The sequence below is a fragment of the Mesorhizobium alhagi CCNWXJ12-2 genome, from assembly GCF_000236565.1.
Taxonomy (GTDB): domain Bacteria; phylum Pseudomonadota; class Alphaproteobacteria; order Rhizobiales; family Rhizobiaceae; genus Allomesorhizobium; species Allomesorhizobium alhagi.
The window spans coordinates 1-12,217 of record NZ_AHAM01000281.1 but is presented as its reverse complement, the minus strand read 5'-3'; the positions used below and the strand labels follow the sequence as shown (position 1 = coordinate 12,217).

The following is a 12,217-nucleotide window of genomic DNA, read 5'->3' as shown; positions in this document are numbered from 1 at the left end:
CTGCTCTTCCGAACGAGGCCAGCGCGCCGCTCGATCCGGAACCGTTTCGCCGTCGCGCCGAAGCGCTTTTGTCCGCGGCCGGTTCCGGGCGCGGCCGGCGGCGTTGGGACGAGCGGGGCGCGAGTGTCGACGAAGCAGCGCTCGAAGAGCTGATTGGCGCGGCGGAGCCTTTTCTTGCTGCAGGGAGGGGCGCCGATGCGTTGGCGATCCTGAAGCCGGTGGCCGGGCCGCTGGCCGACTATTGGCCCGAATGCGCCCATTGGGACGAAACCCTGCATGAATTCTTCCCCAAGCTTGATGGGATGATCGCAAAGGCCGTGCTCATGGATGGGATCTCCCAAGAGGCGCGCGACGATCTCGCCGACGAATTGAGTAGCTGGCAAACGATGTCGCCGAGTATGGCGCCGATGACGCATTTTCCACAGCCATCGCGGCCTGCATGAGGGGCTGGGACGATCCGGGGCTCGAGGACGTGCTCGCTGGGTGGGGGCAGGGCTGGCCGCCGGCGGGACAAAGCGATCCGCAGGAAGACGATCTGACGCAGGCGCGGTTGGCGGCGCTCGAAGCCATGGGACGGATCGAGGCGTATCTGCATCTTTCCCGCGCCGCCCAATTTTATTGCCAACATGCGGTGAAACTGGCGCAGACGGGACGCATGGACGAGGCGGTCGCGTTTGCCCATGCGCGCCTGTCCGCGCCCGACGACATTTTGCGCCTGGCCCAGGCCATTGCTGCTGCGGGCCAATTGGATGCGGCGCTTGATCTCGCCGCCTGGGGGATGTCGTTGCCGGAGGGTGATGAAACCAGAGACGATTGGCGCTATGGAGCCGGCAAAACACCGCTGGCTCGCTGGCTGCGCGAGAGGGCGCATGAGGCGGGCAGGCGGGACATGATGATCATGGCGGCGCGGGCTGCCTTTGAGGAAAGCCTCGCTCGGGAAGACTTCCGCGCTGCATCGAGGCTGGCCGGTCCAAAGGGCTGGCCGGCCTTGCGCGAAACGCTGCTCGCGGCGCTCCTGGCGGCGGCGCATGCGTTCGAGCGGATCGAAATCCTACTCGATGAGAATTTGATCGACGAGGCTGTGGCGTGCGTCGATCCGCATGACGCGCGCTTTAGTCCTTATGACAATACGCTGGAGCGCCTTGCCGAACAGGCTTACGCTGACCATTCCGACTGGGCGATTGCGCTCGCCTTCCGCATGGCCGATCCAATAATGAACGAAGGGCGGTCCAGCCATTACGAGACCGCCGCCAGGTGGCTTGCCATTGCCGCCCACGCCCATGCGGTGGGTAAGCGATCCGAAGAGTGGAGCGAGCGCCTCGAAGAGCTCATCGAAACGCATCGCCGCAAACACAAACTGCGTCCGCTGTTGGAGGCATTGCGATCTGCGGCTGATTGAAGGGTGTGTTTTCCTCAAAAGGACCATTGCATGAGCGAATATCAATATTACGAGTTTCAGGCCGTTGACCGGCCGCTGACCAAGGCCGACCAGGAGACACTGCGCGGCCTGTCCACACGGGCGCGGATTACGGCGACAAGCTTCACCAATCATTATGAATGGGGCGATTTCAAAGGCGACCCGAAGCGGCTGATGGAGAGCTGCTTCGACCTCCATCTCTATTTCGCCAATTGGGGCACGCGGCGGCTCATGATGCGTGTGCCGAAACGCCTCATCGACCGACACAGGCTGGGTGCATTCCTGGGCGAGGTCGATTGGGTGACGCTATGGAGCAATGGCGAGCACACCATCATTGACATCTGCCGGGATGAGGTCGAGCCGGATCATGATGCATGGGACGATGGCACCGGCTGGCTTGCCGCGCTTTCGCCTTTGCGCGCCGATATTCTCGCCGGCGATCTGCAGCTGTTCTATCTCCTCTGGCTTTCGGCCATTGCAGACGATCTGCTGATGGACGATACGCCGGAGCCCTTGGCCGGCATCGGCCCACTGACCGGCGCGCTCGAAGCGGCGACGACGTTCTTCGACATCGACCGCGACCTGGTGGAAGCGGCGGCCGCCTCTCGATATGAACATGAACTGGTTCCCGAGAAGTTGCGCGCAGTCGTCGCCGGGCTTGCCGAGGAGGAAAAGACCGACCTCCTCATGCGAATGATGGAGGGTGACGTCCATATCGGCACGCTACTGCGCCGGCGTGCGCGCGCTCAAAACTTGGACGGTGGCCAGCCACGCCGCACAGTCGGTGAATTGCGCGCTAAGGCGCGGGAAATACGCAATGCCCGCGAACGCGCTGAAGCAGAGCGGCGGCGGGCTGAGGAACGCCGCAGGGCGCAAGAGGCGGAAAAGGCGCGCCGCGCCCGTCTCGATGTCGTGAGACGCCAGGGCGACAGCGTCTGGACAGAGATCGAAACGGAGATCGAGCGCCGCAACGCTTCCGGCTACGACCGCGCCACGGCCTTGCTTGCGGACCTTAAACAGCTTGCCGCCGAGCAGGATGCCATCGCCGATTTCCTCCGCCGCCTCGCCGCCATCCGCGAGCGCCACGAGCGCAAGGGCCAGCTCATCAAACGGTTGCAGGGGCTGTAATGCGCGCGGAGTATGACGGTGTAGGAGAGCGGCACGAGAAAAGCCGTCAGCGCAAGCGAGGCTTATTTGGTTGTGCACCCCTGCCTACCGTACTGGCAAGGGCGGCATCTCGCCCTCGCCAGTCCGCCAAATCCAGGCATCCATTTCGGGTCGGGATGCGATCAGCTCATCAAGTCCCGCATCGTATTGATCGCTGGCATGTGCCGGTACGATGTAGAGCACAACCGGCCGCGGCCGATGCTGGGGGATCATCGCTGCGGCGATCGGCCGATCGGACGCGAAATTATACCGCAGCCCCTTCAGGCTCCGCTCGCGGCTTACGGCAAGCGCATCGACGAGCTTCTTCTCGTGGACCGACTCGTAGGGGATCCAGTTCTCGCTAACCACCATCAGCGCGATCTCCTCGACCACGGCCAGACCGGCAGTGTTCAGCCCGAAAGTGGCGATCGCCATCAGATGTGAACTGTCATCGACGCCTCGGAGCGCGATTTCGTTTTCGAAGCGCGCCTGAATGCGCCGGTGAAGGCTGTCGTCGATCAGGAAGACAAATCCCGGCATATGCTTGACGACCATCTTCTGTCCGGTGCGGGCCGGCGCGAATTCCTTCACCTCGCCGACCAAGACCATCAGCTTGCGGGGGCCGCTCTTTGGCGGAAGTGCGGCCGCAAGGGCTGTTGCGCGACGCTGCTCGATCGCCGCCTTGTTGGCGGAGCGAAAGGGCTCGGGGACGAAGAGAATGTCGCTCAGCGGCGCTCCCTTGACGGTCATCTGCTTGCCGGCTTCGACAAGGTGCCAGTGCACGTTCCACCAATGCCTCTTGCCGGCCCATCGCGACGTCCAGGCTGTCAGCTCGGCCTCGTGCCAGAGGTAATGAAGCAGCCCACGCAGGGTAAGGCGTTTCACGTCGTTTCTGGCGGTTTCGTGGTTCTCGCCGCTCGCAACCGGCGCTGCCCGGCTGCCGGTTCTCGACAGACTGAAATCCAGCTTCAGCGCCGCCAGTCCGCTCGACGGATCGAGCTGGATGGCGGTGCCCATCAGCGTACCAAGACCTGACAGTTCGTAAGGTGGCTCATAGGAGGCGCAGGCCGGATCGTGATCTCCGCCGCTGAGCGGCATGCGCTTGATGAGGAACTGGTCGCCCATCCGCGCAATGTACATGGCGATGCCGGTGTCTCTGCACAGGCAAAGCGGTCGCTGCCTGTATTCATAGGCCTCGCGCAGAGCCGGCCGCATCGCCGCCGCGTCGTCCTCGAAAATCGCGCTGCCGATCCTATACCGCCGCATCGCCTCCATTTGCTCCGGGTCGTCGCCGCATCCCCGTCCGCATATTGAGTCACGAGTTTCGCGACGACGCAACCTCTGATCGCGCAGCGGCGGAGGTCTACCGCTGCAATCCTGGTCTTCGGCTGTGGCGTGTCGGCCGCCGGCGATCGCGGGCGGTTGGGGGAGCGAGAGTTGGGCCGGGAGATGGCGGTCCAGCCGGCGTGGAGAGAGCGTGCCGGCTGGCCCACCTTTCCTCCGCTCTCGACAGGATCTCCCATGGACTTCGTCATGACTGCTCCGGCTGCGCACAACGCGGCCGCTTCGCTCGCCAAAACAGTGACTGATCACCCAGACCGCGAAAGCGGCAGGGGTGCGGCCGCTGGAAAAAAGGTGGAATCTGTTGCGGCGCTGGCTATGTCGCGCATTTGCGATTGGGCGCTGTCTCACAGCCGATCTACGGCTTTTACGCAACACCATGTCAGCGCGCCGCGGGAGGTTTCGTGATGCCCCGCGACGCTTCCGAACTGGCACGCCGTCTCGCCCGCCATGCCGAGGCGGTCTGCCGCCATTACCTGTCCAACGGGCGGCGCCAAGGCCGCTACTGGACGGTGGGCGACGTTCGCAACACGCCCGGCCGGTCGATGTTCGTTCGGCTCAGCGGGCCGGAATCCGGTCCCGGCGCCGCCGGGCATTGGACCGATGCCGCCTCGGCCGAATATGGCGATCTCCTCGACGTGATCCGTGAGAGCTGCGGTTTCATCGACTTTCGCGATGTAGCTAAGGAGGCACGACGCTTTCTAAGTCTGCCGCGCGCCGAACCGCGCCGCAGCCCAAAGTCCGTGCGCACTCCCGTTCCCGCCGGATCACCTGATGCCGCGCGGCGGCTCTTCGCCATGTCCCAACCGATCAGCGGCACGCTGGTCACCACCTATCTGCGCAATCGCGGCATCAGGAATCTGCTCGACACGGGCAGCTTGCGATTCCATCCGCGCTGCTACTACCGGGCGGACGAGCATTCGCCGACCGAGACCTGGCCGGCCATGATCGCCGCCGTCACCGATTTTGACGGCCGCATCACCGGGGCGCATCGGACCTGGCTCGATCCCAACGGCTTCGATGCCGTCCGGCTTGGCAAGGCTCCGATCGACACCCAAAAGAAGGCGATGGGTGGTCTCCTCGGCCATGCAGTTCGCTTCGGTGCGCCGTGCGAGGTCATGGTGGCCGGTGAAGGCATCGAGACTATGTTGTCGCTGCGCTGTGCGCTGCCTGCCATGCCGATGGCTGCCGCGCTCTCGGCCAACCACCTTGCCGCCCTTTTGCTCCCGCTGACGCTGCGTCGGCTCTACATCGCGCGCGACGCCGATGCGGTGGGTGACATGGCGCTCGCGGCATTGACCGAACGTGCCAAGGCAGCAGGCATTGAGGCGCTGGCCCTGTCGCCGCGGAGGGGCGACTTCAACGAGGACCTGCGCGCATTTGGCCTCGGCGCGCTCCGGGCGGCACTGCGCACCCAACTCGCGCCGCAGGATGTCGTTCGCTTCATGCGCCGAAGAAGCGCCCTTCGAAGTGACACGGGCTGATGCCGGTAGATGGGCGCCGATCCGTCACCGGGCCAAGTTCACGTTCGCGGCGAAGAGCCAGAACAGCGGCCGATACCACGGCCGGTAATCCTGGTCGGGTTTGCACAAGAACCGACGGCCGCGCGCACGGTCGTCCGTCCGTCAATGCGATAGCAGAACAGGAAGCCGCAGGTCGTTCAGGATACCTTCCGTTGCGCCGCCCAGCACAAAATCCCGGACGCGGGAATGGCCGTAACCGCCCATGACGAGCAGATCTGCTCCAGCCTCAATCGCATGCTCCTGCAGGGTCACGCCTATTTCGCAGTCTTCTGCCTTGATCGAACGCAAATCCGCAACCAGGCCGCGCTCGTGGAGCCCGGCGACGAGCCGTTCGCCGCTTTCTTCGTCGAGCGGCTTCTCGCCGACGATGGTAAGAACATGAATCTTCGAGGCGCGCTGCAGGAACGGCAACGCATCGCCGACGGCGCGTGCGGCGACGCGGCTGCCATCCCACGCAATGGCGACATGGTCAATCGAGGAGACACCCCACAGTTCCGGCAGCAGGATCGCGGGCCGGCCAGAACCGAAGATGACACCTTCCGCCGTTATTCGGGCGGTCGCGTTGCCCGCCTCCCACCCCACCAAAGCGAGATCAAAATATCGGGCATGTTCTCCAGCCAGGTCGCCCAGGAGTGCGATACCTCCCGAAACCGTATTGGTGGTGATAGACACACTCCGCGTCTGCGCCTCCTCCCTGACCTTCGCCAGCAAATGTTCTCCGCGGTCGTGGCTGACCGCCTCGGCGTTGCGGATCATCTCGGGCACGTCGAGAAGCAGCGGCGACAATATGCTGGAGACCGGCGGTATATCCGCATTCAGTGCCAACGCATGGAGGTCGGCGCTCAAGTGCTCGGCAACAGCCGTCGCATTGGCCGCAACAGCGTCGGAGTTCGTGTCGGGATAGGTGACGAGGGGAAGGAAAGCCTGGATCTTCATGGTCGATCTCCTGAAGGGCCCCCAACCAGGCCACTGAGGTCAAGATTGAGGGATCGCGCACCATTGTGTCTGAATTGTCGGCTGGGTCCTTGATGTGGCTCAAATCAATTTCGAAGATCACTGCGCCATGAACAACGGCGCCTCACGGGTCGAGAAGCGACCTGGTCACGCCTCCCCCTTTATCTCGGTCGAAGCAACGGAACCCCTGCTGCTTTGCTTTTTGACGCGCGTCAAAGCGGGCAGGTCCGCTTGATGATGTGCTCATTGTTCGAAAATGGAGGTTCGGACGATGCGCTATAAAACGATCATGGTTCAGCTGGATGTCGATGTCCGCGCTGCGCAACGCCTGCAATTTGCGTGTGAACTCGCTTTGCGTTTCGACGCGGGGCTGATCGGCTTTGCCGCCGCCGAGCCGAGATTGATCGATCCAAGCGATGTGGACGGCGCCACCTCTGTCGACCTCGTGGCCATACAGACCGAAGAGATTGAAGCACGGCTTGAGGAGCGGGAGAAAGAGTTCAGGACCATGACGGCCGGGGTCACTCGCGCTTCCTGGAGGGGCGAGATCGGGCACCCAACAAAGTTGCTCGCTATCCACGCACGAGCCGCAGACCTCATCGTCACAGGCGCCGGCACACCCGACCTGATGGGCAACAGTCACCGTTTGGTCAAACACGGCGCTCTGATCCTCGCGGCGGGCAGACCGGTCCTGCTTGCGTCGGGCTCCGGGAAAACCGTCAAAGGCGAGAGGATCGTCATCGCCTGGAAAGACACCAGGGAAGCTCGGCGCTCGGTCAGCGACGCCATGCCGTTTCTGGTCCGCGCGCAAGACGTGCTGGTGACGACGATCGAGGAGAACGACTCAATTTCCGGCAATGAAAGTGTTGCCGACGTGGCCAGCTACCTCATCGAGCACGGTGTGAAGGCGCGTTCGCAGGTGATCGGCGTCGGCCATGCCGATGCTGCATTTGCGTTGAACGAAGTTGCCCGCGAGATCGGCGCCGATATGATCGTGTCTGGGGGATATGGCCACAGCCGGCTTCGCGAATTGATATTTGGGGGCGTCACGCGGTCCCTGCTTCGCGAGTCCTCTCTCAATCGGCTGATCTCCAACTGATGGCAGCGCATTCTTTCGTCGCATGATCGGATCGTGCGACGCGGCGTGCTCAGCCATCGGGCTGTCCCCGTGTTGCTGTCCCACTGACAAGACGGTCGCCGCCGCATTGCCGATAGAAGGCGAGAACGATCATGGCGGCCGAGCCAGGTGCAGACGCGGCTGCCTATCTCGCGGGCCACGGTGTAAGCGTGACTGTCGATCGGCTTCCGAGTTTAAGCCACTCGGTGGCCGGCGTGCTTCGCCAGCACGCAATCGATATCTCGGCAGAAATGATGGTGATGGGCGCCTATAGTCACTCACGTTTGCGAGAGCGATTTTTCGGAGGCGCAACCAGATCGATTCTCGAAAGTTCGTCGCTGCCGATTTTCATGGGCGGTGACCTCAGCTCGACGTCAGATTGCCTGGGGCGGGGAGCGAATAGCTGTCGCCCTCATTATCCCGCGCATTTATTGCTCGCTCCAAGCGCAAGGCGAGAAGAAAACCTAGTCCGTTGCCTCGCGGCCCGACATGCTCTCGGCCGAAATTCGGAAAAACACATGCGGCGAGTGGTCCAAAACCGAAAGTGTTGCCGGTTTGAGGGCTCCCGGCTCCCACCAGTCGTGATGCTTGCTCAAGAGTGACCAAGCATAGTCTCGCCCGCACTCGTCGCCAATGCGGTCCGGCAGCTCTTCATAATGGCCGTCGACAATCACGCTCCTCCATTCGCGCCCTTGGCCTCGCTCCAGGACTTGAACGGATACAAGGGGATTGCTGCGCATCCATTCGATCTTTTTTCCCGGCATGGAAAACGCGTACAGATGATTGTCGGCATAGGCATAATGGAGGGGCACGACGTAAGGCTGCCCGTCCTTCGCACAAGCCAGGTGACCGAGGCGATTCATCGTGAGCAACTTGGTGCATTCCAGCATGGACATTGTATGGACAATCATTGCGATCTCCAGCATTTGGCTACCCGCCTGAACGTCTCGCACGCCGGACGCTCGAAGGCATTTCAACCAAATTGTTCGGTTTGCCTGCACATCGCTTTGATGCGCGTCAAATCCATTGCGCTTGCCGTCTCCCTTGGCCACGGGCGGCCGTTCGATTCCAAACAGCCACCGCTTTTGATGCCGATCAAGGCTGGCCTTGTCGCATGTGCTTAAGCAGCCGTGAACAAGGGATTTTTCCGTGACCGAACTCAAGGAACCTTCAACGAACCTCCGTCACGTTCGGCTGCTGCTTGCCCGCGACAAGGGCAATCCGGACGGCGCGCCGTATTTAATGTGGGTCTGATGAAGCTCGCTGATGACGATGCGGCTATCCCATCACCTCATTCCGCGCTCGTGCCTGATCCGACGCGGCTGAGGGCAACGTCATTCAGCTACGGAGGATAACATGAACCGTCGCATCCTCATCGTGGTCGGCCATCCAGACAGCGAACCGCGACGCTTTTGCAGAGCATTGGCCCAGGCCTATGCAGAAGGCGCAGCGTCAGCGGGACATCAGGTTCGACGCATCGATGTCGCTGAACTCGATTTTCCTCTGCTGCGAACGATGGAGGAATTCGAGCATGGGACATTGGCGCCGGCGATCAAGAATGCCGCCCAAGCAATAACCGAAGCCGAACACATCGTGTTCGTGTTCCCGCTATGGCTCGGAACCATGCCGGCCCTGCTCAAGGGGTTTCTGGAACAGGTGATGCGGCCCGGCATTGCATTCGCCTACCCTGAAAAGGGAAAGGGCGGTTTCGCAGCCACGTTGCTGAAGGGACGATCGGCGCGGATTGTCGTGACAATGGGCATGCCCGCCGTCTTCTACCGTCTCTGGTATCTCGGTCATGGTCTCGCCGGAATGCGCCGCAACATTCTCAATTTCGTTGGCATCAGTCCTGTCCGGAAAACATTATTCGGGATGGTGGGATCAGTGGACGACGCCAAGCGAAGACTCTGGTTGGCAAAGATGCGTCGACTCGGTGCAAAAGCGGTTTGAGAATCTCGTCGTCGCTGGCGTCGCCGGCGCACAGATCTGGGCCGCTCCGCCGGCGCGGTTTGCACTACTTTCTGAGGTGCTTCCGGCTCGGCGCTAGGAAGATCGCAGGCGATCCGCCGTTTTCAAACCTTGAGAAATGCCGAGCCGGCCGGTGGATTAACATACCCCAATCGGGCGTGCTGACGCGGACATTCGGCCCAGTCGAAAATCCCTACGTAGTTTTCCTAAGCACATAACCGAATTTCGCGTGCCGATCATTTGCGCAATTGATCTCCCTACGGATTTTGACGGGAGCAGACGATGACTATTCACCCGAGGAACGAATTTTCCAGCATGGCTGCGGGCGCCGCCTTGGCATTGCCTATACCGGGTTTTCCTGGTCCGGTTCAGCCGACTTCGCTTTATCCGACTGGCAGTGAAATTTACGCGCAAGGAGAGCTGGCGGACAGCCTCTATCAGATCGATTTCGGATGTGTGCGCGTTTATCGGCTTCTTGCGGACGGACGCCGGCAAATCTCCGCGTTTCACCTGAGTGGAGAAATCTTCGGTTTTGAATCTGGCAACACCCACCATTTCTTCGCGGAAGCGATTGGAGCGACAGGCGTGCGTGTCTTGCGGCCCGGCCCAGGCATGGAAATCTCTCAGGCAATCCTGCCATTGGCCCTGCAGGGCTTGGTTCGCGCGCAGGAGCATCTTCTGGTCCTCGGACGTCAAAATGCTGCCGAACGTGTCGCTGCGTTCCTTCTCGACATGGCCGACCGCCAGGGGGGCCTGGAGTGCTTCGATCTACCGATGTCCCGCTCCGATATCGGCGACTATCTCGGCCTGACGATCGAAACGGTTTCGCGTGTATTTTCAAAACTAAAGGAGAAGGGCATCATCCGCTTGCCCAACCTTCGCAGCGTGGAAGTCGTCAAATGGCAGACTTTGCGTAACTTGAGCGAGTAGGGGAGTGAACGAGCTGTTCAGGGCGACAAAGGTTCCTTGACGTTTGCTACAGCCCACTAGCCAGGATCTGTTTCGCAACCGCGCGCTCTTCGTCGGTGGGTATGACCAACACATCCACTGTCGATCCCGCGGCATTGATAAGCTGGTCACCTCGCCGGTTCCGCTCATGGTCGACTTGGACGCCAAGCCATCTTGCGGCGCGACAGATCCTTTCGCGAATAACGGCGGAGTTTTCCCCGATACCGGCTGTGAAGACCAAGGTATCGAGCCCCTCCAGGGCGGCGGCCAGCGAACCGATCTGGCGGCCCGCCTGATACACAAACAGATCGACCGCCTCCGCAGCGCGCGCATCATCGGATTCGACCAGCGTCTGCATGTCGCCAGAGATTTCCGAGACCCCTATCAACCCTGACTCCTCGTACAGCAAGCGAGCAAGATCATTGGCCGATCTCGTCCCATCCTGCAGGAGATGAAGGACGACGCCGGGATCAAGAGAGCCGCAGCGAGTGCTCATGACAAGGCCGTCGAGTGGCGAAAACCCCATAGTCGTGGCGATGCTCCTGCCCTCGCGCATCGCACAGAGGCTGGCGCCGCTGCCAAGGTGACAGACAATGGCTCGATTTCCCGCCTGCGCGCCGTATCGATCCAGAAGGCAAGACGCGATGTATCCGTACGAAACTCCATGGAAGCCATAGGAGACGATCCCGGCGTCGGTCAGGGACTGTGGCAATCCATACAGCGTCGCAATGCGTGGTCGCTCGGAATGGAAGGCGGTGTCGAAACATCCGACCTGCCTTGCATGCGGCAGCAAGCTGGCTGCCAGTTCAACAATCTCAAGATTCATCGGCTGGTGAATCGGGGCGAGGGGACTGAGCTTCCATAATGCGCCGATCGCTTGTTCATCGAGAAGTGTCGCCACGCGATAAGCATGCCCCCCGTGAACGATCCTGTGCCCGATTACACGGATTCCTTCGAGCGAATGGCGCCCGGCTATTTCGGCGACGACGACCTCTAAAGCCGCCCTCATGCTGATCGCGTTTGCGCCCAGGACATCATCCTTGTCCAGGGCGCCATTCGCATTCGAAACTCTCAGGCGCGGTCTGCTTCGAAGCGACGTGATGCTGCCCTTCATCAGCAGAGGCAGCCCGGTCATGGTTTCGAACACGGCGAATTTCAGGCTCGACGACCCAGCGTTGAGGACGAGGATTGCGTCGGTCATATATAGCCTTCCACGGGTGGTCAGTTCGAGGAACGCGGCGCTTTGCCCCCCAGGTTCCAACGCCAATTGACGATTTCCGGCATGTCCTGGCCATGTGTCCGAATATAGTCGTGGTGCTCGATGAGCTTGGCTTCCATCAGGCTTTTCAGCTTGCCGCCATCTGCGCGTGCCTCGGGGACCCGGTCAATAACACTCTGGACAAGATGGAACCTGTCGAGTCCGTTCAGCACCGTCATATCGAACGACGTCGTCGTGGTACCCTCCTCATTATAACCCCGCACGTGGAAATTCGTGTGATTGGTCCTGCGGTAAGTCAGACGATGAATTGTCCATGGATAGCCGTGATAGGCGAAGATGACGGGCTTGTCCGTCGTAAAAAGCGCATCGAAATCTCGATCCGACAGACCGTGCGGATGGATTTCTTTCGGCTGCAGTGCCAGAAGGTCGACTATGTTGACGAGTCGAATTTTCAGCTGAGGAATATGCTCCCTCAGCATGCTGACCGCAGCCAGTGTTTCCAGCGTCGGCACGTCACCGGCGCAGGCCATGACCACGTCCGGCTCGCTTCCCTGGTCGTTTGATGCCCAATCCCATACGCCGAG

The 12,217-nt window shown here is 61.4% G+C and carries 12 protein-coding genes and 1 pseudogene; 8 read left to right on the top strand and 5 right to left on the bottom strand.

Going from position 1 to position 12,217, the window contains the following annotated elements; translation table 11 throughout:
* The 3 genes from MAXJ12_RS38605 to MAXJ12_RS29745 form a co-directional block, all read left to right on the top strand.
* Positions 1-443 (top strand): hypothetical protein (locus MAXJ12_RS38605; RefSeq protein ID WP_008839875.1); only part of this gene is annotated, 443 nt, incomplete at its 5' end.
* 107 nt (positions 444-550) lie between these two features.
* Entirely contained in the window at positions 551-1,399 is an 849-nt protein-coding gene (locus tag MAXJ12_RS29750; protein WP_139044111.1) for a hypothetical protein, read from the top strand.
* 30 nt (positions 1,400-1,429) lie between these two features.
* Positions 1,430-2,545 carry a hypothetical protein gene (locus MAXJ12_RS29745; protein WP_008839873.1) on the top strand — a complete coding sequence of 372 codons (1,116 nt, stop codon included), beginning with the start codon at positions 1,430-1,432 and terminating at the stop codon, positions 2,543-2,545.
* An 84-nt stretch (positions 2,546-2,629) separates the two neighbouring features.
* Here MAXJ12_RS29745 and MAXJ12_RS29740 read toward each other — a convergent pair whose 3' ends face one another.
* Positions 2,630-3,829 (bottom strand): DUF1173 domain-containing protein, encoded by a 1,200-nt coding sequence (locus tag MAXJ12_RS29740; protein WP_040588788.1) that lies wholly within the window; start codon positions 3,827-3,829, stop codon positions 2,630-2,632.
* Between the two features lie 482 nt (positions 3,830-4,311).
* Between MAXJ12_RS29740 and MAXJ12_RS29735 the strand changes: the two genes are divergently transcribed.
* On the top strand, positions 4,312-5,388 hold the full coding sequence (locus MAXJ12_RS29735) for a DUF7146 domain-containing protein (RefSeq protein ID WP_008839871.1): 1,077 nt from the start codon (positions 4,312-4,314) through the stop codon (positions 5,386-5,388).
* Positions 5,389-5,529: 141 nt separating this feature from the next.
* Here MAXJ12_RS29735 and MAXJ12_RS29730 read toward each other — a convergent pair whose 3' ends face one another.
* Complete coding sequence (locus tag MAXJ12_RS29730) at positions 5,530-6,363, bottom strand: universal stress protein (RefSeq protein ID WP_008839870.1); 834 nt, start codon at positions 6,361-6,363, stop codon at positions 5,530-5,532.
* 274 nt (positions 6,364-6,637) lie between these two features.
* Here MAXJ12_RS29730 and MAXJ12_RS29725 point away from each other — a divergent pair, with 274 nt between their 5' ends.
* Together MAXJ12_RS29725 and MAXJ12_RS39330 are read left to right on the top strand one after the other, a co-directional pair.
* Positions 6,638-7,480, top strand: a complete 843-nt coding sequence (locus tag MAXJ12_RS29725; RefSeq protein WP_244421651.1) for a universal stress protein — start codon at positions 6,638-6,640, stop codon at positions 7,478-7,480.
* Positions 7,481-7,589: 109 nt separating this feature from the next.
* Positions 7,590-7,851 (top strand): annotated as a pseudogene (locus tag MAXJ12_RS39330) (universal stress protein); the annotation flags it as partial.
* A 111-nt stretch (positions 7,852-7,962) separates the two neighbouring features.
* On the opposite strand, the gene MAXJ12_RS29720 reads toward MAXJ12_RS39330, so the two are convergent.
* Positions 7,963-8,409, bottom strand: coding sequence for a pyridoxamine 5'-phosphate oxidase family protein (locus MAXJ12_RS29720; protein WP_040588786.1), 447 nt, complete (start codon positions 8,407-8,409; stop codon positions 7,963-7,965).
* Between the two features lie 445 nt (positions 8,410-8,854).
* Between MAXJ12_RS29720 and MAXJ12_RS29710 the strand changes: the two genes are divergently transcribed.
* Entirely contained in the window at positions 8,855-9,448 is a 594-nt protein-coding gene (locus tag MAXJ12_RS29710; RefSeq protein WP_008839866.1) for an NAD(P)H-dependent oxidoreductase, read from the top strand.
* Between the two features lie 300 nt (positions 9,449-9,748).
* A complete protein-coding gene (locus tag MAXJ12_RS29705) occupies positions 9,749-10,396 on the top strand; it encodes a helix-turn-helix domain-containing protein (protein WP_008839865.1) in 648 nt (215 codons plus the stop codon).
* A gap of 46 nt (positions 10,397-10,442) precedes the next feature.
* On the opposite strand, the gene MAXJ12_RS29700 is transcribed toward MAXJ12_RS29705, so the two are convergent.
* Together MAXJ12_RS29700 and MAXJ12_RS29695 are read right to left on the bottom strand one after the other, a co-directional pair.
* Positions 10,443-11,615 carry an acetate/propionate family kinase gene (locus MAXJ12_RS29700; RefSeq protein ID WP_008839864.1) on the bottom strand — a complete coding sequence of 391 codons (1,173 nt, stop codon included), beginning with the start codon at positions 11,613-11,615 and terminating at the stop codon, positions 10,443-10,445.
* Between the two features lie 20 nt (positions 11,616-11,635).
* Positions 11,636-12,217, bottom strand: a 582-nt coding sequence (locus tag MAXJ12_RS29695; protein ID WP_008839863.1) for a phosphoketolase family protein, incomplete at its 5' end; no start/stop codon positions are given.

What these genes read in the sequence shown, in the direction of transcription:
- MAXJ12_RS29745 (WP_008839873.1), top strand. Translation starts at nt 1,430, where the DNA reads ATGAGCGAATATCAATATTACGAGTTTCAGGCCGTTGACCGGCCGCTG.
- MAXJ12_RS29740 (WP_040588788.1), bottom strand. Translation starts at nt 3,829, where the DNA reads ATGCGGCGGTATAGGATCGGCAGCGCGATTTTCGAGGACGACGCGGCG.
- MAXJ12_RS29735 (WP_008839871.1), top strand. Translation starts at nt 4,312, where the DNA reads ATGCCCCGCGACGCTTCCGAACTGGCACGCCGTCTCGCCCGCCATGCC.
- MAXJ12_RS29730 (WP_008839870.1), bottom strand. Translation starts at nt 6,363, where the DNA reads ATGAAGATCCAGGCTTTCCTTCCCCTCGTCACCTATCCCGACACGAAC.
- MAXJ12_RS29725 (WP_244421651.1), top strand. Translation starts at nt 6,638, where the DNA reads ATGGAGGTTCGGACGATGCGCTATAAAACGATCATGGTTCAGCTGGAT.
- MAXJ12_RS29720 (WP_040588786.1), bottom strand. Translation starts at nt 8,409, where the DNA reads ATGATTGTCCATACAATGTCCATGCTGGAATGCACCAAGTTGCTCACG.
- MAXJ12_RS29710 (WP_008839866.1), top strand. Translation starts at nt 8,855, where the DNA reads ATGAACCGTCGCATCCTCATCGTGGTCGGCCATCCAGACAGCGAACCG.
- MAXJ12_RS29705 (WP_008839865.1), top strand. Translation starts at nt 9,749, where the DNA reads ATGACTATTCACCCGAGGAACGAATTTTCCAGCATGGCTGCGGGCGCC.
- MAXJ12_RS29700 (WP_008839864.1), bottom strand. Translation starts at nt 11,615, where the DNA reads ATGACCGACGCAATCCTCGTCCTCAACGCTGGGTCGTCGAGCCTGAAA.